This is a genomic window from Nannocystis sp., assembly GCF_016714285.1.
GTDB lineage: Bacteria > Myxococcota_A > Polyangia > Nannocystales > Nannocystaceae > Nannocystis.
The window spans coordinates 484,600-503,892 of sequence record NZ_JADJNN010000004.1; the positions used below are offsets into that span (position 1 = coordinate 484,600).

Annotated in this window: 14 protein-coding genes and 1 other RNA gene; 8 read left to right on the forward strand and 7 right to left on the reverse strand. The window is 71.2% G+C overall.

Annotated features, from left to right (window positions below):
• Window positions 1–15 precede the first annotated feature (15 nt).
• Window positions 16–2,217: an SUMF1/EgtB/PvdO family nonheme iron enzyme gene (locus tag IPJ59_RS13020; protein ID WP_293255229.1), complete on the reverse strand. Its 2,202-nt coding sequence runs from the start codon at window positions 2,215–2,217 to the stop codon at window positions 16–18.
• Window positions 2,218–2,348: 131 nt separating this feature from the next.
• Between IPJ59_RS13020 and IPJ59_RS13025 the strand changes: the two genes are divergently transcribed.
• A complete protein-coding gene (locus tag IPJ59_RS13025; protein WP_293271887.1) occupies window positions 2,349–4,106 on the forward strand; it encodes a hypothetical protein in 1,758 nt (585 codons plus the stop codon).
• Between the two features lie 9 nt (window positions 4,107–4,115).
• Here the strand turns inward: IPJ59_RS13025 and IPJ59_RS13030 are convergent, their stop codons facing one another.
• The 5 genes from IPJ59_RS13030 to IPJ59_RS13050 all read right to left on the reverse strand — a co-directional run bounded on the left by IPJ59_RS13030 (window position 4,116) and on the right by IPJ59_RS13050 (window position 10,434).
• On the reverse strand, window positions 4,116–5,147 hold the full coding sequence (locus IPJ59_RS13030) for a hypothetical protein (RefSeq protein ID WP_293271888.1): 1,032 nt from the start codon (window positions 5,145–5,147) through the stop codon (window positions 4,116–4,118).
• 12 nt (window positions 5,148–5,159) lie between these two features.
• A complete protein-coding gene (locus IPJ59_RS13035; protein WP_293255220.1) occupies window positions 5,160–6,068 on the reverse strand; it encodes a spermine/spermidine synthase domain-containing protein in 909 nt (302 codons plus the stop codon).
• 28 nt (window positions 6,069–6,096) lie between these two features.
• The gene (locus tag IPJ59_RS13040) at window positions 6,097–6,585 is read right to left on the reverse strand and encodes a PepSY domain-containing protein (RefSeq protein WP_293255217.1); all 489 of its coding nucleotides are present in this window, start codon (window positions 6,583–6,585) and stop codon (window positions 6,097–6,099) included.
• A 112-nt stretch (window positions 6,586–6,697) separates the two neighbouring features.
• A complete protein-coding gene (locus IPJ59_RS13045; RefSeq protein WP_293271889.1) occupies window positions 6,698–9,226 on the reverse strand; it encodes a TonB-dependent receptor family protein in 2,529 nt (842 codons plus the stop codon).
• A 53-nt stretch (window positions 9,227–9,279) separates the two neighbouring features.
• A complete protein-coding gene (locus IPJ59_RS13050; RefSeq protein WP_293271890.1) occupies window positions 9,280–10,434 on the reverse strand; it encodes a hypothetical protein in 1,155 nt (384 codons plus the stop codon).
• 310 nt (window positions 10,435–10,744) lie between these two features.
• Here IPJ59_RS13050 and IPJ59_RS13055 point away from each other — a divergent pair, with 310 nt between their 5' ends.
• From IPJ59_RS13055 to ssrS, 5 genes are all read left to right on the forward strand, one after another.
• Window positions 10,745–11,458 (forward strand): histidine phosphatase family protein, encoded by a 714-nt coding sequence (locus IPJ59_RS13055; protein WP_293271891.1) that lies wholly within the window; start codon window positions 10,745–10,747, stop codon window positions 11,456–11,458.
• A 74-nt stretch (window positions 11,459–11,532) separates the two neighbouring features.
• On the forward strand, window positions 11,533–12,738 hold the full coding sequence (locus IPJ59_RS13060; protein ID WP_293255205.1) for an acyl-CoA dehydrogenase family protein: 1,206 nt from the start codon (window positions 11,533–11,535) through the stop codon (window positions 12,736–12,738).
• Window positions 12,735–13,796, forward strand: a complete 1,062-nt coding sequence (locus tag IPJ59_RS13065) for a phosphotransferase family protein (protein WP_293271892.1) — start codon at window positions 12,735–12,737, stop codon at window positions 13,794–13,796. Before IPJ59_RS13060 ends, IPJ59_RS13065 begins: the two co-directional genes overlap by 4 nt.
• A 75-nt stretch (window positions 13,797–13,871) precedes the next feature.
• Window positions 13,872–14,573, forward strand: coding sequence for a hypothetical protein (locus IPJ59_RS13070; RefSeq protein WP_293255199.1), 702 nt, complete (start codon window positions 13,872–13,874; stop codon window positions 14,571–14,573).
• A 57-nt stretch (window positions 14,574–14,630) separates the two neighbouring features.
• A non-coding RNA gene (gene ssrS, locus IPJ59_RS13075) (6S RNA) lies at window positions 14,631–14,804 on the forward strand.
• A 34-nt stretch (window positions 14,805–14,838) separates the two neighbouring features.
• Here the strand turns inward: ssrS and gltX are convergent.
• Window positions 14,839–16,332, reverse strand: coding sequence for a glutamate--tRNA ligase (gene gltX / locus IPJ59_RS13080; RefSeq protein WP_293271894.1), 1,494 nt, complete (start codon window positions 16,330–16,332; stop codon window positions 14,839–14,841).
• A 57-nt stretch (window positions 16,333–16,389) separates the two neighbouring features.
• Between gltX and IPJ59_RS13085 the strand changes: the two genes are divergently transcribed.
• The gene (locus IPJ59_RS13085) at window positions 16,390–17,286 is read left to right on the forward strand and encodes a methyl-accepting chemotaxis protein (protein ID WP_293255193.1); all 897 of its coding nucleotides are present in this window, start codon (window positions 16,390–16,392) and stop codon (window positions 17,284–17,286) included.
• 662 nt (window positions 17,287–17,948) lie between these two features.
• Window positions 17,949–19,175 carry a cell envelope integrity TolA family protein gene (locus IPJ59_RS13090; protein ID WP_293271895.1) on the forward strand — a complete coding sequence of 409 codons (1,227 nt, stop codon included), beginning with the start codon at window positions 17,949–17,951 and terminating at the stop codon, window positions 19,173–19,175.
• The last annotated feature ends 118 nt before the right edge of the window (window positions 19,176–19,293 follow it).

The following is a 19,293-nucleotide window of genomic DNA, read 5'->3' on the forward strand; positions in this document are numbered from 1 at the left end:
GCCTGTCCCGAGGTCCTAGCTCCGCGGATCGGCCGCGCAGCGGAACCCGATCCCGTGCGTGTACGCGTCCGCGTCGTAAGGCAGGCGCAGCGCCGGGTCGGTGTGCTCGGGCTCGAAGCTGTTGAACGCGCCGCCGCGGATCACCCGGTTGTTGGTCACGGGCTCCACCCCCGCGGGGACATCCGGCTGCGGGTACGCGCGGAACGGGTCGGCCGTCCACTCGAACACGTTGCCGACGAGGTCGAACAGCCCCGCCTGCGTGCGCCCCTCGGGGAAGCTGCCGACCGGCGCCGTGCCGACGTAGGCGTCGGAGCCGGGGTACAGCGGCGCGACCGCGGGCAGGCCCTGCTCGGCGCGCCAGTCGACGCACTCCTGGCCGCAGCCGTTGAGGTGGCGCTCGCTCGGCGGCGCGTCGCCCCACGGATACACCCGGCCATCCGAGCCGCGGGCCGCGTACTCGAACTCCGCCTCGCTCGGCAGGCGCTTGCCGAGCACCTTGCAGTACTCGCTGGCCTGGGCCCACATCACGCAGTTGATCGGGTGACGCCCGCGGTCCTCCGCGCCGAAGTTGCACAGCGGCGAGAACGCGGCCCGCGCCTTCTCCCACTCCGACTTCTTCATCGACCCCTGCGGCCAGAAGCTCTCGGGGAAGGCCCGCTTGCACTCGCCCTTGTCCGAACACTTCACGTAGTCCTCGGTCGTGACCTCGTGACTGTCGATGCAGAAGCGGGCGACCTCCACCTTGTGGGCCGGCCGCGCCATCGCCAGCACCGCCTTGCCCGCGTCCGTGCCCATGAAGAAGCGCCCGCCCTCGATCAGCACCATCCCCGCGGGGCACGGCGTCGGCGGCGTCGCTGGCACCACAGCGACCTTGGTGTCCGTCGTGGCGTCACCCGACGGCGGTGGCACCACCGCAGCGCCCGTGTCGCCGGTCACCGACTCGCCTGGCGTCGGCGGCCTCAGCAGCTGCACCACCGCGAACGCGACGCCCGCGGCCAGCAGCGCGCCGCCGATCACGTAGCCGACGATCGAGCCCCGCGCCCGCGGCCGACGCACCCGCGGCCCGGTGCTGTTGACCGTCGGCGGCCCGCGCATCGTCGGCGGCCCGATCAGGTCCGGCGGGAACGCGGTCGGTGACGCTACACCGGTCGACGGCGGCGCCCCGGGCAGCGTCGTGACCGCCCGCGCCGTGCTCGGCCCCATGCCCATGCCGCTCATGCCGGTGACCGTCGTGATCGTCGAGGTCAGCGCGTCGCCGGTGGGCAGCGGCGCGTAGTCGCGGTAGCCCAGCGCGGCCGCCAGCGCCATCCAGAACTCGGCCATGCTCGCATAGCGATCGCTGACCTGCAGCGCGACCGCCCGCTGGAACACCGCCTCGACCGCGTCGCTCACCTCGATCCCGAAGGTCCGCGGCGTCGGCCGACGGTCGGGGTGTTGCGAGGCGAACGCGAGCTGCATGAACGCGTCGCCCGCGAGCGCCGGCAGCCCGCCGCGCATCACCTCGAGCATCACCAGCACCATCTGGTACACGTCGGTCCACGGCCCGGTCGCGCCGTAGCTGCGGTCGAACTGCTCCGGCGCGCCGTAGCTCGGGGTGAAGCTCGAGATCTGCGTGCCGGTGGCCTTCAGCGCCGCCCCCGACTGCGACTGCATCACCTTGGCGATGCCGAAGTCGAGCACCTTGATCACCACGCCCGGCACCAGCTCCGGCCCGAGCACGAAGAAGTTGGCCGGCTTGATGTCGCGGTGGGCGACCCCGCGGGCGTGCGCGAGGGCCAGCGCCCGCGCCACCCCGTCCATGATCTGGAACACCTCCACGGCGCTCCGCGGCGGACCGAGCGGCTTGCCATCTGCGTGCCCGAGGAAGTCCTCGAGCGTCTTGCCGTCGAGCCACTCGAGCACCATGTACGGCAGCCACGCCCCGCCCGGCGTCGTCAGCGTGCCGATGTCTCGCGCCTGCACGATTCCGGTCGTGCGGCTCGACAGCGCGGTGAGCAGCTTGCCCTCCTGCACGAACTGATCGAGCAGCTCGTCGCGCATCTCCACCGGCGCGTTCGACAGCGCCGTGAAGCACTTGAGCGCCACCGGCTCGTCCCAGATCCGGTGCATCGCGCGAAACACCACACCGAAGCCACCCTCGCCGACGACCTTCTCGATCGCGTACTTGTCGGCGACGATCGTGCCGACCAGACCGAAACGGTCGCTGGGGTCGCTCAAGGTGCCGGGATTGTATGCCAAGCCCCTGGCGCCCGCATCGCAGGAAGTCCCCGCCCGCGCCGGCTTCTGCCCGTCGATCGTCGGTTTTTTTGCTGCGCCGACGGGCGACCGGTAGCCTCGCCCCGGTTCTCATGCCCGCCACGCGCCGTACCGTCTCCCTCCTCGCCTCGCTGCTGGGCACCGTCATCCTGGCCTCCCCGGCCCAGGCCGCGCCCCGGCGCGCCACCGCGCAGCCGGCGCCCTCGACCGATCCAGCCCCCCGCAAACCCGCCACCGATCGATCGCCAGGCAAGGACCGTCCCGCCCCCGACAGCGCGCGCGTCACCGACGATCAACCTGTCCCCAAAGACAGCCCCTCCGCCGGCCCCGCTCGCAAGCGCAGCAAGCCCGGCTCATCTGTCCCCAAGGACAGCCTCACCGCCGACGCCCCGCAAACCAAGCCCGACGCCCCGCGCACCAAGCCCGCCGCCGACGCCCCGCGCACCAAGCTCGCCGCCGACGCCCCGCGCAAGCCCGCCGCCGACGCCCCGCGCACCAAGCCCACCGCCCGCCCGCTGCGCCCGCGCCGTGAGCCGCTGCTCGCCCGCCACCCCGCCGCCAGCTGCGCCCTCGACCCGCTCGAGGCCGTCGGCCTCGGCCAGCACGGCCGCGCCCGCGACTCGCTGCGCGAGTTCTACTGGTCCGACATGGCCCGCTTCTTCGAGGGATCGCTCGACCTCGCCGAGCCCGTGCCGCAGCAGGTCGCCGACCCCGCCTTCACGCCCAGCGACCAGGTCCTGCGCGAGCTCCCGACCGGCGTGCGCAGCCAGCTCGCCAGCATCGCCGCCGCCCGCGTCGTCGACCGCCTCGGCGAGCGCGAGTTCACCAGGGTCAGCAAGCTGCTCGCCAGCCTCTCGCCGGCGCAGGTCGCCAGCCTGCTCCGCGCCGACGCGCCGACCCTGCGGGCCTACGTCTGGACCTGGCTCGCGACCACCAAGACCGGCGGCTGCCACCTCGGCCACCTCGATCTCGAATTCATCGAGGCCGCCGTCGGCGACCGCAGCGTCGCCGTCGAGCACGGCGACGACCTGGTCTACCGCTCGCTCGGCGACTACGCCCTCGCCGCCCGCGCCCGCCTCGCGACCCTCGACCCGGCCCGCTTCGACGCCTTCCTCGTGCGCCTCACCACCGCCGGCGAGATCGACCCGCTCGCCAGGGCCACCGCCCACGGCATCCTCCTGCGCCGCGGCCACTGGGACACCCTCGCGCTCGGCCTGCGCGACGCCAGCCCGCCGGTGCGAGCCGCCACCGCCGCCGCCGCGATCGAGATGAACCGCGACAAGGTCGAGGCCACCATGCTCGAGCACGCCGCCGGCGACCCCGCCGACCTCGTCAGCGAGCAGATCGTCGGCGCCCTGCTCGGCGTCTTCGACCCCCACAGCCACGGCCGCCCCCAGCTCCGCGGCCCCCTCGGCAGCACCCGCGACGAGCGCCTCGCCGCCGCCGTCGCCCGCTGGCGCGGCCACGGCGACGCCTCCGAGCCCCTCCCCGCGCCCGCCCGCCCGCTCAGCTTCGTCGCCGTACATGTCCCCACGGACATGTCCCCCGCGACCGCGACCAAGCCAGCCCGCGACGGCCAACCTGTCCTCACAGACAGCTCAGCTGCCCCGTCGAACAGCCGTGCGAGACCTGTCCCCGCGGACAGCCAGCCTGTCCCCGCGGACAGCCAGCCTGTCCTCGCAGACAGCTCACCTGACCCTTCGGACATCCGGGCACGACCTGTCCCCGCGGACAGCCAGCCTGTCCCTCCAGACAGCCGCGCCGCCGCCCCCGAGCCCCGCGAGCCGTCCCTCCCCGGCGTGCTCGACGACCCCGGCGAGCCGCGCCACCGCAGCCCCGCCCGCCCCTGACGACACCCGCTACACCCGCACCTGCGCGCACGGCGACGGCGCCCCCGGCAGCTGCAGGCAGTACGCGACGAAGGCGTCGAACACCGGCCGCGGCGCCCCCTCGGTCGGCAGCGCGTGCAGGTGCAGCGCCGGCAGCACGTTGACCTCGAGCAGGCAGGCCCCGCCCGGTCGCCACGCCGGCTCGGGCGCCCGCATGAACGCGTCGATCGGCCCGCGCAGGTCGACCCCGCCGACGTCGACCCCGAGCAGCCCGCAGGCCCGCTCCGCGAGCTCGATCCACCCGGCATGCAGCGCCTCGCTGCGATCGATCACCGCGCTCTCCTCCGCCGTCACCTCGATCTCGAGCCCCTCCGGCACCACGCCGCCGAGCTTCAGCCCGTACACCGCCAGCTGCGCCGCGAGATCCTCCTCCGCCTCGATGCGGTCGAGCGGCTGCAACCCCGGCGCGTCCCACGAGCCGCGCCGCGGGTCCTCGTTCCACGCCGCCACCTGCGCGGCGATCGCCAGCCCCGCGCGCAGGAGCGGCCGCTGCACCTCGCACGCCGCCGCGAAGCACCCGCCGATCACCGCCACCCGCAGGTTGGTGCCCGCCACGAAGGGCTCGACCACCACCTCCTCGTCCAGGTCCAGCGCCCGCGCCCGCGCCCGCGCCCGCACCAGCCGCTCGAGCGTGCGCACGTCGGTCGTGACCCCGACCCCGCGGTTGCCCCAATTCGGCTTCACCACCACCCGCCCGTGCTGCGCCAGCATGGCCGCGACCGTGGGCCCGCGCGGGTCGTCGCCCTCGTCGAGCAGCAGGCCCTGCACGCAGGGGACGCCGTGCGCGGCCAGCAGCTCGCGCCCGACGTGCTTGTTGTTGGCCAGCCCCTGCGCCACCTGGGTCAGGAAGGGCGAGCGCGTCTTGCTCACGATCACCGAGCGCTCGCCGTGGACCAGGCGCACGAAGTAGTCGGTGTGGCGCGACCCCAGCGGCAGCGCCCGCGCCCCGAGGCGCTCCGCCGCGGCGACGATCAGCTGGTTGGTCCGGCTCCACCTGGTCATCGGGACATGTCCTCAGGCACCTGTCGTATAGGTCAGCGGCTCGCCCTCGCCGGTGAGCACCCGGCCCGGCTCGTCGAGGCGCGCCTGCAGGTACGGCGGCAGCTCCAGCATCGCCCGGTGCGCCGTCGGCGTGTACACCCGCAGCGGCCCCAGGCGGGCGATGCGGGCCACGAGGTCGGCCGGCTCGCTGGCGAAGGGCCGCTTGCCGACCAGCGCGAAGCCCCACAGGCAGTGGAACGAGGGCACGTAGGTGTAGGCGAAGCGGACCCACGGGAACACCGCCTGCAGCGTGCTGCGGACCGCCCGTGACATGTGCGGGTCGATCGGGTCGAGCTCGCCCGACTGCAGCACCGCGATCCCGTCGTCGGCCAGCGCGCGCGCGACCTCGGCGAAGAAGCGGGTCGAGAACAGCGCCACGCTCGGGCCGTCCTCCACCGGGTCCGTGATGTCGAGGAAGATCGCGTCGTACTCGCCCGGCGCCGCCGCGGCCAGCGTGACCTGGATGTCCTCCGTGCGCAGCTCGACGCGCGGGTCGTCGAGGCTGCCCGCGCTCCACGCCGGCAGGTGCTGCTTGCACAGCGCGACCACCTCGGGATCGAGGTCGACGCTGACGATCCGCTCGACGCTCGGGTGCCGCAGAATCTCGCGCAGGCTGGCGCCCTCGCCCGTGCCGCCGACCAGCACCCGGCGCGGCGCCCCGTGCATCACCAGCGCCGGGTGCACCAGCGGCTCGTGGTACAGCGGCTCATCGGCCTCGGCCGACTGCACCAGCCCGTCGAGGAAGAGCATGCGCCCGTAGGCCGGCGTGTCGGCGATCAGCAGCTCCTGCCCCGCCGCGGTCCGTCGCTTGGCCACGATCTCGTCGATGCCGATCTGCATCGATACGCCGTCGATCTCCGGTTCCTGCAGCACGATGTGCATTGGTCGATCTCCTATCACTTTCAGCCCATCACGTCCGCCGCGCACGGCGGCGCGAAACGATCATCGAAAGCCCGCTGATCACCAGCACGACCAGCGAGGCCCCGCCGAGGAAGCTGAGCACCTCGCCCGGCGTGCCCGCGATCTCGCCCGTGTGCAGGCGAAACACGAATTGCGTGAAGCCGCCCGCCGTCGCCCGCGAGCCCAGCAGCGCGCCGTCCCCCGCCAGGTACACGACCGTCTCGGCGTCGTCGTCGAGGAAGAACTCGTAGGGCCGGTCCGGCGCGCCCGGCAGCGTGATGTCCGTGACCGGGTCGCCCGGCCCGACCGCGACCGCTCGCGCTATCAACTGCTCGAGCGCCAGCGGCCGCGCCACCACCGGAGCCGACGGCGGCGGCCCAGCCTTGAAGTAGCCGCGAAACACCAGCAGCGCCCCCGTCAGCGCCGCCAGCAGCAGGAACGCCGCCGCCGCCACGCCGACCGCCTGGTGCAGGCGAAACAGCCGCCGCCGCGCGCTCATCGCCTGTCCCTCCCGACATGTCCCACGAGACCTGTGCTCACAGCCATACCGCGATCGTCCGGCTCTGCCGCTGACGGCCTGCCCCTTCGGACATGTCCCACCAGACCTGCCCTCACAGCCAGGCCCCGATCATGCGCATCATCTGCCGCTGGTTGCGCCGCTCGGTCGCCGTCCAGCGCCGCGGGTCCGGGCGAGCTGTCCCCGCGGCCAGCCCGCGCCGGCGCGCCTGCTCGCCCGCCCGCCCGCGGATGAACTCGTGCGCGAAGCCGAGGTTGAAGTAGAAGGTCCGCGGCCGCATCGCCAGGATGCCTCCGTTCAGATCGTCGCTGCGGGTGAACCACACGTGATTGAGCAGGTTCTTGGCCCCGACCGTGAACTCGAGCCGCCAGCCCTGCGGCAGCGGGGCCTGGAGACCGATGAACGCGCTCATCAGCGTATACGCCGGCATGATCCCCAGCTCGCCCGTCGCCCAGCTGGTGATGTTGCCGTAGTCCGTGAATTGCTTGCCCGTGTAGTCGAGCGTGCTGCCGAACTTGAGCCCGAACGGGAACCTGTACGACGCCTTGCCCCACGCCTCATGCACCGGATACCACGGCATCCGGTTGCCCTGATAGATATCGGCGAGCACCTTGCTGCCCGTATACGCGTAGCCGGCGTTGAGCTCGAGCCCGTCGACCTTCTCCCACACCTCGCCCGGCTCCCAGGTGAGGTCGGCCTCGACCCCGTAGGCGTGCGCCGCCGGGATGATAGCGATCGAGTTGTCACCCTCGTCGCGCAAGAAGCGAAAATACTTGTACCAGCCCGTCACGTCCGCATACACCCCGCCGAGCTCCATCAGCTTGATCCCGCCCTCCACCATGTCCGCGAGCTCGGGCTGGATCCACCGACTGTTGTCGCTGGTCGGCATGTTGATCGTCGCCGAGAAGTAGCTCGGCGCGCCGAAGCTGCGCCCGTAACCGATGAAGCCCGCCACCTCGTCGCTGCCGTACCACAGCGACAGCCCCGGCAGCGCCCCGCCCTGCAGCGGCCGCGGCACCGAGCGACGATTGAGCAGGTCGTAGAAGCCCTGCTGCATGATCTCGCCGCGCACACCGGCGGTGATCACCAGCCGCGAGTCGAGCAGGTACAGCTTGTCCTCCGCGTACAGCGAGAAGCCGGCGGTGCGCCCGTCGAGGCAGCGCCGCCCGAGCCGCTCATACGCGACCCCGATCCCGCGCTCACAGCCAGTCGCGTCGCCGAGGTACTTCACCGGCTGGCTCGCGTCCCACGACCAAGTCTCGCGCAGCTTGGCCCACTCGAACACCCCGCGCACACCGAACGCGAGGTCCTGAAACATCTTCTTGTGGTTGACCCGCAGCACGTAGCGCGGCTCCAGGCCGAACACGTCGAAGCGCCGCGGCTGGACCGTCAGCAGCGTCTGCTCCATCGCCAGGTTGCGGTCCTCGTTGGTCGCCATCACGCTGCGGCGAAAGCTGTGGCTGTAGAAGCTGATCACCTGCAGCTCGTGCTGCTCCTTCGGCCGATAGCGCAGCTTCACGCTGGTCGCCTCGCGGTGGCCGTCGAAGCGGTCGTTGGGGCGCAGGCTCTGGAAGCGATCGAGCTCGTAGTCCTTGGTCCGCAGGCCGCCCGGGAGCTTGGTCTGCTCCCAGAACAGGTGCGAGCTCGACTCGAGGTCGAGCCGCTTCGTCACCGGATAGGCGAACTTGATGATCCCGCCCTGACTCGAGAAGCTGCTGTTCTCGCGGTAGGTCTTGCCGAAGCGCGGCGCGTACTCGAAGTACATCCCGAGCTTGCGGTGGGTCCCGCCGTACGAGGCCGCCACCCCCGAGTCGCCGAACTGGTCGGTCTGCCCGGTCACCGCGATCGTCGGGTTCTCGGGGATCGGGTGCGAGACCAGGTTGAACACGCCGCCCGAGGTCCACGGCCCGAAGCGCACCGAGGACCCGCCGCGCACCGCGTCGATCCTGGCGATCTGAAACAGCGACAGCGGGAACAGGCTCAGCGACGGGTTGCCGTACGGCGCCGGCGCGATCGGCACCTCGTCGAGCAGCACCGTCGCCTGCTCCGACAGCCGCGGGTTGGCCCCGCGCACCGCCACGTTGAGCTTGGTCGACGAGGTCGAGAGCCCCGAGTTGCCCTCGACCGCCCGCACCCCGGGCACCTTGTCGAGCATCTCCGCCACGCTGCTGGCGCCCTGCTCGATCGCCTTCTGCGTGTCGACGATCGCCCGCCCGCCCGCGTGCCGCTGGACATCCAGGCGACTGCTGCGCCCGAGCATGTTGCTCGTCACCTCGATGTAGCGCACCTCGCGTTCGATGCCGGGCGCGGCCGCACCCGGCAGCCTCGCGGCCTCCGCGTCACCTGCCCCGAACTCCACCACGCCAGCCCCGGATGTCCCCGCGGACATGTCCGCCTGGCCATCCGAGGCTGTCCCTGAAGACATGTCCTCCCCGCCAGATCTGGATGTCCCCGGAGACATGTCCCGCCCGGCGCCCGGCGGCGGACCGGCCGACGCGGGCCAGCCGGGCACCGTCCGGGCCGGCCGCGGGCGCTCGGCGACCCCGACCGGACCGTCGTAGGGGCGCGGTCCCGCCGTCGCCAGCGCGACCACCACGAGCGCGGTGTGCAGCACGATCGCCATGAGCCGCTAGCCCTGGCCCATTCCGCCGTCTCGGGACCTTCGGATCATGGCGCTCACTCGACGACCACACGCGTGGCCCCACGGATACGCAGGCTGATCTCGCTGGCCGTGAACAGCGGCGCGAGCTCGTCGTGGACCGTGACCTTCCAGGTGGCGGCCTCGCCCGCGCCCTCGTCGATGCGGTACACGGTGCCCGCCGTGTTGATGCCGTAGAGCACGCCGCCGACGCGGGCCAGCCCCTCGACGTCGAGCCCCGCGGCGATGTCGGCGATGTACGGCCCCGACGCCACCGGCGGGCGCCCGGGCGCGGCGAGGTCGACGGCGAAGAGCAGGTTCTGCCCGGCTGGCAGCACCGCCGGATCCTCGGCGCGCACCATCGCCAGCATGCCGCCACCTGGCGCCTCCGCGAGGTCGCCGGCCACCCCGGCCTTCTCGTCGAAGCTGGTCCACACCGAGCAGATCGATCGACACGCGTAGTACTCGGGGTCCTGCGTGACGTCGCTGGCGAGCACGCAGTGCTCCGGCGCGGCGACGAAGTCCGGGTCGATGCGGAACACCGCGCCGCGGGCGTCGAGCCCGTTGCCCGGCTTACCCGCCGAGCCAGCCCACAGCTCGTCGCCGACGAAGCCCAGCGCCGTCATGCTCTGCCGCCAGTAGCAGGCGTCGGTGTCCTCCGCGTCGACCTGCCCGTAGCGAAACGCGTAGCGCTCGACCGCGACGCGGTTGTCGCTGCGCGTCCAGTCGGGCACCTGCAGGTCGGTCAGGCCCCACTCGTCGTTGAGCGGGTCGTAGCTGAGCCCCCACAGCCCGCGCTGCGGGTGCCAGGCCAGGTCGCGCACGCTGAAGCGCTGCAGCGACTGGTCGTCGAGCGACAGCGGCCCCATGCGATCGTCGAGCCAGAGATTGCCGAGCTTGGCCAGACGACAGCCCGCGCCGCCGTCGTCGCACACCGCGTCGGGATCGTAGAGGTAGAGCGCGTTGCCGACGTAGCGGCCCTCGTTGTCGAGCGGGTAGTTCGACGTGAAGTTCGCGTCGGCGCCGGTCAGCTTGGTGTTCACGAACAACATCAGCTCGCCGCGCAGCGACTGCTCCGCGAGGCAGCCCTCGCACAGCGCGACCGCCTCCGGCAGCCCGTCACCGTCGAAGGGGTCGACCCCCATCGGCCCGTAACCAACACAGCCGGGCGGCGCCCCAAGAGCGAGCATCACGGCTATTTTGATAATGACTTTCATTACTTTTGCCGTGTGTAGCACCGTGTTTTGTGGGGGTCAAGCCCCGCCCACCGGACATTCTTGCCGCTTGCCCCTGAAACCGCCTTTCAGAATCGGGCAAATCGGGTCACCGCGAAGACTCACGCAGCATGGCCCCGACACAGCCACCTCGCGTGCCCCCAACGGTCCGACGCAGGCACGAGCTCGCGGCCGACGATCGCAATCGCGGCGGCGATCACCACCGGGACCACCGAGCGGAAGACCCACCGGTTGACCCGGTCGCTACGCGCGGCCACCATGGCCGCGCGTGTCCTCGCTGCTGCTCATCCGCCACGGCCAGGCCTCGCTCGGGGCCGCCGACTACGACGTGCTCTCGCCGCTCGGCGTGACCCAGTCCCGCCGCCTCGGCGAGCACCTGGCCGGCATGCTGCGCCCGGACCTCATCGTCACCGGCCCCCGCCTGCGCCAGCGCGACACCGCCGCCCACCTCGTCGGCGCCGCCCGGGCCCGCGGCGCCGACTACCCCGACCCGATCGAGCGCGCCGAGTTCGACGAGTACCCCGCGCTGGTGATCATGCAGCGTCACCTCCAGCGCCTCGCCCAGGCCGACGACCTGCTCGCCGCCCCGCTCGCCGAGCTGCAGCGACACCCCCGCGGCAGCCGCGAGCAGCGGCGGGCCTTCGAGGCCGCGTTCCAGCGCATGATGCGACGCTGGCACGACGACGAGCTGGACGACCCGGAGATCGAGCCCGCCGCCGCCTTCGCGGCCCGCGTCGAGCGCGGCCTCGTCGAGCTGCTCGCGCCGCGCGGCCGCACCGTCCTCGTCGTCAGCTCGGCCGGCCCGGTCGGCATCGGCCTGCGCCTCGGCCTCGGCCTCGATCTCTGGGCTGGCCTCAAGGCCAGCTTCGTCGTCCACAACAGCTCGATCAGCGAGCTGCGGACCCGCGGCGAGGAGCCCGTGCTGACCATGTTCAACGCCCTCCCCCACCTGCACGACCCCGCCGAGATCACGCTGCGCTAGCGTGCCCCCGATGGACGTCTCGATCCCCCACCTGCACGACCCCGCCGAGATCACGCTGCGCTAGCGAGGCCCCGATGGACTTCTCGATCCCCGCAACGACCACCGAGCTGCTCCGCCGCGTGCGGCGATTCCTCGATGAGCACCTGTTCCCCGTCGAGGCCGAGCTGCTCGCCCTCGGCTTCCCCGCCGCGCTCCCGCGCCTCGCGGCCCTGCGCGCCGAGGTCCGCGCCGCCGGCCTGTGGCTGCCGCAGATGCCCGCGACGCTCGGCGGCCTCGGCCTCTCGCTGCAGGAGCACGGCCTCGTCAGCGAGCAGCTCGGCCAGAGCCCGCTCGGTCACTACCTGTTCAACTGTCAGGCGCCCGACGCCGGCAACATGGAGATCCTCCACAAGTTCGGCACGCCCGCGCAGCAGCAGCGCTTCCTCGCCCCGCTGCTCGCCGGCGAGATCCGCAGCTGCTTCTCGATGACCGAGCCGGACAGCCCCGGCAGCAACCCGACCCAGCTCGCCTGCCAGGCCGTGCGCGACGGCGACGACTACGTGATCAACGGCCGCAAGTGGTTCACCTCCGGCGCCGACGGATCGGCCTTCGCGATCGTCATGGCGATCACCGCCCCCGAGGCCGAGCCGCACCGCCGCGCCAGCATGCTGCTGGTCCCCACCGACACCCCCGGCTTTCGCGTCGTCCGCAACATCCCGATCTTCGGCCACGCCGGCGCCGACTACGACTCGCACGCCGAGATCGCGTACGAGGACTGCCGCGTCCCCGCCGCGAACCTGCTCGGCCCGGCGCACGCCGGCTTCGCCATCGCCCAGGAGCGCCTCGGCCCCGGGAGGATCCACCACTGCATGCGCTGGCTCGGCATCTGCGAGCGCGCCCTGGCCCTGCTGTGCCGCCGCGCCGTCGCCCGCCAGCTCGGCCCCGGCGAGGCGCTGGCCGACAAGCAGATCGTCCAGGTCTGGGCCGCCGAGTCGCGCGCCCACATCGACGCCGCCCGCCTGATGGTCCTGCGCACCGCCTGGCTGATCGACCAGCAGGGCTTCGCCGCCGCGCGCGAGGAGGTCTCGCTGATCAAGTTCCACGTCGCCGCGGTGCTCGCCGAGGTGCTCGAGCGGGCGATCCAGGTCCACGGCGCGCTCGGCCTCACCGACGACACCGTGCTCGCGTGGTTCTACACCCGCGAGCGCGGCGCTCGCATCTACGACGGGCCCGACGAGGTGCACAAGATGGTCGTCGCCCGCCGGATCTTCCACCGCTACAGCAAGGCAGGCGCCCCATGAGCGCGGCGTGGATCGACGCCGCCCGGCCGGTGCGCAGCGGCGAGGCCCTCGACCTCGATCGCCTCGCGCCGTACCTGCAACAGGCCCTGGACATGCCCGGCGCGCCGGTCAGCGCCCTGCAGTTCCCCGGCGGCCACTCCAACCTGACCTACCTCGTCCGCATCGGCGAGCGCGAGCTGGTCCTGCGCCGCCCGCCCTTCGGCGCGCAGATCAAGACGGCCCACGACATGGACCGCGAGTACGCGTTCCTCAGCCGCCTGGCGCCGGTCTACCCGCGGGTCCCGCGGCCGCTGCTGCTCGGCGACGAGGCTGTCCTCGGGGCCAGGTTCTACGTGATGGAGCGGGTCCGCGGGGTCGTGCTGCGCAGCCGCCTCCCGCCTGGCTTGACGATCGGCCCGGAGCTCGCGCGCGGCCTGTCGGTCGCCGCGGCCGAGACCCTCGCCGAGCTGCACGCGCTCGACATCCACGCCGCCGGTCTCGCGCCGCTCGGCCACCCCGACGGCTACGTGCGACGTCAGGTCGAAGGCTGGACCCGACGCTACGCCGCGGCCGTCACCGACGAGATCCCAGCGATGGAGCGCGTCGCCGCCTGGCTCGCCGAGCACCTCCCCGACTCGGGCCCGCCGACCCTGATCCACAACGACTTCAAGTACGACAACCTCGTGCTCGACCCCGACGACCTCACGCAGGTGCGCGGCGTGCTCGACTGGGAGATGGCGACGATCGGCGACCCGCTCATGGACCTCGGCACCGCCCTCTGCTACTGGGTCGAGGCCAGCGACCCACCAGAGCTGCGCGCCTTCGCCTTCGGCCCGACCGCGCTGCCGGGCAGCTACACCCGCCGCGAGTTCGCCGAGCACTACGCCCGCGTGACCGGCCGCAGCCTCGCGCAGCTGCCGTTTTACAGCGCGTTTGGCCTGTACAAGACCGCCGTCGTGGCCCAGCAGATCTACCTCCGCTACGTCCGCGGCCACTCGCAGGACGCCCGCTTCGCCATGATGATCGTCGGCGTCCGTGCGCTCGCCGACCAGGCCGAGCGCGTGCTCGCCGGGGCCTGAACGAGCGACGCTGACTTCGTGCGAATCGCCGCGACGCGTTGTAACTTGCGCCCGCGGCGAGCCGTTGGCGAACGCATGCGCCGCGCCCTGCTCCGCTCACTCGCCCTCCTCCCTCTCGCCTGCGGCGCTCCCGACGACGGGGCCTCGGACGCGACCACCTCGGCCGATGGTAGCACGTCGACCGCCGGCGACCCGACCACCGGCAACCCGACCACCGACGCGCCGACCACGACCGTCGACGCGAGCACGAGTACGCCCGCGACCGAGACCGGCGCACCGACCACCAGCACCGATCCGGTCAGCACCAGCGCCACCAGCGACTCGAGCGGCGACACGTCCGCCACCAGCGATACCACCACCGGCGCCGCCGAGTCGCTCCCGCCGATCGACAGCGCCTTGGTGCTCGAGGCCTGGCTCGCCGCTGGCGAGTACAAGCAATGGGCCGTCGAGTCGCAGGTGCACCCATCGACGGGCCCACACGGCGGCAACGTGCGCACCTACGTCAACGCGATCGCCCTCGACTCGCTGGCGGCCGCGAACCCGGAGCACCCGCAGGACGCCGCGACGGTCAAGGAGCTCTACGGCGCCAGCGTCGACACGATCATCGGTTACGCCGTCTCACGCAAGACGACGCCGACGAGCCAGGGCGGCGCGACCTGGTACTGGTACGAGCGGATCAACGATACCACCTACGGCGGCGACCTCGGCGTCGGCCTCTGCACCGGCTGTCACGGCGGCGGCGCCGACTACATCCTCACGCCCTACCCGCTGCAATGATCACGGCGCGAACTTGCCTGGTTTCATCCCGATCAAACGCTGCTATGGTGGTGTTCGAGCGGGCTGCTCAGACGGAGGCCACAAGTTCTACCTACATCGTTCAGCCAGGGGTCCGTCTCTGTCCGCAGGTGTGCAGGCTCGTTCGACGAGAAGCCCGACGCGGGTACCATAGTCCCCACCTACACATGTGTAGGGGTTGAACTTCTTGGCCAGACGTGGAGCAGCCCGCTCTCTGAATTCAGCGCGCTGGCTCGCCGCGTTGGGCTCACCCGCGCTGGCGCAGCAGCCCGCTGAGGTCGCGCAGGCGGGTGCGACAGCGGTCCTTGCCGCACAGCGCCATCGTGTCGAACAGCGCGGGCGAGGCGGTGCGTCCGCTGACGCCGAGGCGCAGCAGCATGAACAGCTCCTTGGGCTTGACCGCGTGGCGCTGGCAGAAGTCGCGCGAGAAGGCCTCGAGCGCCGGCGCGGTGAAGCTGCGCGCCTGGTTGTCCCGCTCGATCTCCTGGGCGTAGTCGTCGAGCAGCTGCGCCGCCTCGGCGTTCGACTTGCCGGCTGGCGCCTTGATCTTGTCCAGCACCGGGGCGTAGTCGAGGCTGCCGCCGAAGAAGAAGCTGAGGTAAGGGATGAAGTCGTCGAGGCGATGCACCCGCTCCTGGGCCTGGGCCAGCAGCGCCTTGATGCGCGCCGGGGCCAGCACGCGCTCCTGCAGGCGATCGTAGAGCGCGTCGATCGACATGGCGCGGATGTCGGCGCCGTTGAACGCCTCGAGCTTGGCCGGGTCGAACACCGGGCCGCCGACGCTGACCTTCGACCACTCGAAGGCCTCGATCATCTGCTCCACGGTGAAGCGCTCGACGTCCGCGCCCATGCTAAAGCCGAGGTTGGCCATGAAGTTGAGCAGCGTCTCGGGCATGTAGCCGAGCTCGCGGTAGTGGAAGATCGAGACCGGGTTCTTGCGCTTCGACAGCTTGGTCTTGTCGGCGTTGCGCAGCAGCCCGAGGTGGTGCCACGCCGGCGGCTCCCAGCCGAAGGCCTGGTACAGCAGCACGTGCTTGGGCGTCGACGTGATCCACTCCTCGCCGCGGATCACGTGGGTGATGCCCATCAGGTGATCGTCGACGACGTTGGCGAGGTGGTAGGTCGGGTAGCCGTCCGACTTCTGCAGCACCTGGTCGTCGACCAGGCGGTTCTCGAACTCGATCGGCTCGGGCCGCAGGTGATCGACGAAGCGGGTCACGCCGTCCCGCGGGACCCGCAGACGGACCACGAAGGGGGTCTCGGCGACCAGCAGCGCGGTCTGGTCCGCGACCGAGAGGTCGCGGCAGTGGCCGTCGTAGCCGAGGTGCGAGGACTTGCTCGCGGTCTGCTCGGCGTGCAGCTTCTCCAGCCGCTCCCGCGTGCAGAAGCAGCGGTAGGCCCCGCCACGCGCGAGCAGCAGCTCCACGTGCTCCTTGTAGATCGCCAGCCGCTCCGACTGCCGGTAGGGCCCGCAGGGGCCGCCGACGTCCGGACCCTCGTCCCAGCGCAGCCCGAGCCAGCGCAGCGCCTCGAAGATCGCCGCCTCGCTGCCGGCGGTGTAGCGCTCCTGGTCGGTGTCCTCGATGCGCAGGATGAAGGTGCCGCCCTGCTTGCGGGCGAACACATAGTTGAACAGGGCGATGTACGCGGTGCCGACGTGCGGGTCGCCGGTGGGGCTCGGGGCGATGCGGACGCGCAGCGGCCGTTGTGCGGTCGAAACCGCGTGTAGGGCCTCGGTCATGCCGACCTGCCTACCACGCCGTCCGGAAGGCCGTTACACTGCGAGCGCGTGAGTGATATGACGACCGATACTCAGATCTTCAGCGCCGTATGGTCGGTGATCCGGCGGCGAGCGCTCGACCGCGGCATCGCAGCGACCGAGCTGTGCGACCAGGTCATCCGCAGCCACGGCCGTCTGCACCGCGTCGACGGCAAGCTGTGCGCCGGGGACACCGTCCTCGACGAGGGCAACATCATCCTGCCGACGCTCGCGCGGGCCACCTCGCTCGGCTTCTCGCTCTACCTCGGCAACCGCCGGATCTCGTCGGTCAGCGTGCTCGGGGCCGGCAAGCCTGGCGACATCGGCGCCTACGCCGACGCCGAGCTGGTCGACATCGTCCTGCGCAAGCGCGAGGTGTTCAAGGGCACCATCCAGCGCGGCGGCCAGGCGGTGCTATCGATGGCCCGCCCGCTCTACCTCGGCGACAGCCCCGACGAGGCCGGCCCGATCGGCATGCTCGAGGCCTTCATCAATGAGCAGGCCTTCTTCGAGTCGCTCGCGGCGGCCTCCCGCATCAGCGCGGAGCAACGCTCGGCGGCCCAGGAGGAGGCCGCCGACAGCATGGAGGGCGTGATCCACTTCCTCGACGACGTCGCCCGTCGCCTCCAGCTGCTGGCGCTCAATGGCAACATTATCGCCGCACAGGCCGGTGAATATGGTCGGGCATTCCGCGTGGTCTGCCGCGAGCTGGGGATCCTCGCCGACCGGGCCAAGGGCACCGTCACCGATGTCCGCAAGCTGATGCACACGATGGGGCTCGAGGCGGCCGACGCCCACGCCCTCGGTGAATCGCCCGATTCAACGCCGCGAAACGAGACAGCGAGCTCCGTCACCAGCGGCGACAGCCGGGGACGGGCGGAGCGCCCCGGGGGCGCGCGGACGACCACAGGGACGGGTCGCGGCGGCTCCGAGTGAGCTCTTTGGTCGTCCGGCGCAGGTGTCCCCGGGGCCAGGTGACAACGATCGGCGCAGCCCACGTCGAGATCGTCCCTGGCCTCCAGGGCAGGATCTCCGGGCCAGGATCTCCGGGACAGGATCTCCAGCCAACGGCCGGAGCCGGCCTCTCCGAGCCGTCATTTGCCGAGCCTATTCTGGCCTATTCGTGCCGATAAAGCCGCCTAGGTCCCCGTCTGCGCCTGATCCCCGCCACCTCCCAGGCGGTCGCGATGGCCTTCCTCGCGGGTTCCGGGCGGCGCGAAGGTGGGCCCCCACGGAGGCCACGCGAGGCCCCAGGTCCGTACATGGGACCGTTTTCTCGTGCCTCTGCGGGGTTTTGACTTGTACTCGCAAACCTGGACGTGCTAGTTGAAGTTTGAAGGCACCGTAGAGTTCGGAGATTGACGATGGACCAGATCTTCGAGAGCCATTTCGGTGGCAATCAAAGCTCCAACGGCGGCGAAACTGAGGGCTACTGCCCGAAGTGTCGCGCAGACACCACTCACGTTATCCTCGAGAGCTACGGCGACGAAGTCCGCCGCGTCCAGTGCGGAGTTTGTGGCGATATCCACTCATTCAAGCCTCCGCGGGGCCGGGACGAAGAGAGCCCGGAGCCGCTGAGCGTCAGTCGGCGCAAGAGCATGAAGAAACTGTCCTGGCACGACGGGGTGCACCAGTACGACGTTGAAGACGCCGTACGTTACAGCCCCAAAACCCTGTTCCAGATCCACCAGATCGTCGTACATCCAACCTTCGGCGTCGGCTTCGTCAGCGAAGTGATGGGCGACAATAAGGTGGAGTTGACCTTCCGCAACGATCTCCAACGCCTGTTCTTGCACGGCCGTGGCGAGCACGAGGAGGAGCGCCGCGGCGAGCGCGTCCCGCCCGACGAGGTCAAGAACCTGCTGGGGCTCGAGCTCGGGCCGGGCCCGGAAGAGATCGCGGCCGAACGCGAGAAGCGTCAGGCTGATGAAGAGGCCGAGGCTTCCTGCCGCAAGGAGGAGAAGCGCCTCGCTGCCGAGCAGGCCCGCGCCGCCGCTGCCGAACGCCGCGAGGAGGAGCGCGTGCGCAAGCAGCAGGAGAAGGACACCCAGCGCAAGGCCAAGGAGGACGAGAAGAAGCGCCGCGAGGAAGAGCGCGAGCGCCTCCGCCTCGAGAAAGAGAACGCCCGCAGCGCCGCCAAGCAGGCCAAGGAGGATGAGAAGAAGCGCAAGGAGGACGAGAAGACCCGCCTCGCCGAGCAGAAGAAGTCCGAGGCCGAGCAGAAGAAGCACGACACCGTCGCCGCCCGCGAGGCCGCCCGCCAGGACGCCGAGAATCGCAAGCGCGACGCCGAGGCCGAGCGCGAGCGCAAGCTCCACGAGAAGGAGAGCCAGCGCAAGGCGAAGGAGGCCGAGAAGGCCAAGAAGGCCAAGGACGCCGAGAAGGCCAAGAAGGCGAAGGACGCCGAGAAGGCCAAGAAGGCGAAGGACGCCGAGAAGGCCAAGAAGGCGAAGGACGCCGAGAAGAAGCAGAAGGCCAAGGAAGCTGAGCGGGCGAAGAAGGCCAAAGAAGCGGCAAAGAAGGAGGCCGCCAAGAAGGCTGGCGCCAAGAAGCCGACAAAGAAGGCCGTCGCCAAGAAGCCGGGCAAGAAGCCCGCCGCCAAGAAGCCCGCAAAGGCGGTCAAGAAGCCCGCTGCCAAGAAGCCGGCAAAGAAGCCGGCAAAGAAGCCGGCCAAGAAGCCGGTCAAGAAGCCCGCCGCCAAGAAGCCGGCAAAGAAGCCGGTCAAGAAGCCGGTCAAGAAGCCTTCTGCCAAGAAGCCCGCAAAGAAGCCCGCGAAGGCGGCCAAGAAGCCCACCAAGGGCAAGCCAAAGCCGAAGAAGAAGTAGCGGGCCTGTCCCCTACCCCGCCCCGCGCGCCCCGGCGTCGCGGGGCGTCGCTATTTGTGCCGACCGAAGATGAATCGGGCCTGTCCCTTGCGACGCCCCACGCGTCGCGGGGCGTCGC

Coding starts and splice junctions, on each gene's coding strand:
- gltX (WP_293271894.1), bottom strand. CDS start 16,332: ATGACCGAGGCCCTACACGCGGTTTCGACCGCACAACGGCCGCTGCGC.
- IPJ59_RS13060 (WP_293255205.1), top strand. CDS start 11,533: ATGGACTTCTCGATCCCCGCAACGACCACCGAGCTGCTCCGCCGCGTG.
- IPJ59_RS13070 (WP_293255199.1), top strand. CDS start 13,872: ATGCGCCGCGCCCTGCTCCGCTCACTCGCCCTCCTCCCTCTCGCCTGC.
- IPJ59_RS13040 (WP_293255217.1), bottom strand. CDS start 6,585: ATGAGCGCGCGGCGGCGGCTGTTTCGCCTGCACCAGGCGGTCGGCGTG.
- IPJ59_RS13025 (WP_293271887.1), top strand. CDS start 2,349: ATGCCCGCCACGCGCCGTACCGTCTCCCTCCTCGCCTCGCTGCTGGGC.
- IPJ59_RS13085 (WP_293255193.1), top strand. CDS start 16,390: ATGACGACCGATACTCAGATCTTCAGCGCCGTATGGTCGGTGATCCGG.
- IPJ59_RS13030 (WP_293271888.1), bottom strand. CDS start 5,147: ATGACCAGGTGGAGCCGGACCAACCAGCTGATCGTCGCCGCGGCGGAG.
- IPJ59_RS13035 (WP_293255220.1), bottom strand. CDS start 6,068: ATGCACATCGTGCTGCAGGAACCGGAGATCGACGGCGTATCGATGCAG.
- IPJ59_RS13065 (WP_293271892.1), top strand. CDS start 12,735: ATGAGCGCGGCGTGGATCGACGCCGCCCGGCCGGTGCGCAGCGGCGAG.
- IPJ59_RS13090 (WP_293271895.1), top strand. CDS start 17,949: ATGAAGAAACTGTCCTGGCACGACGGGGTGCACCAGTACGACGTTGAA.
- IPJ59_RS13045 (WP_293271889.1), bottom strand. CDS start 9,226: ATGGCGATCGTGCTGCACACCGCGCTCGTGGTGGTCGCGCTGGCGACG.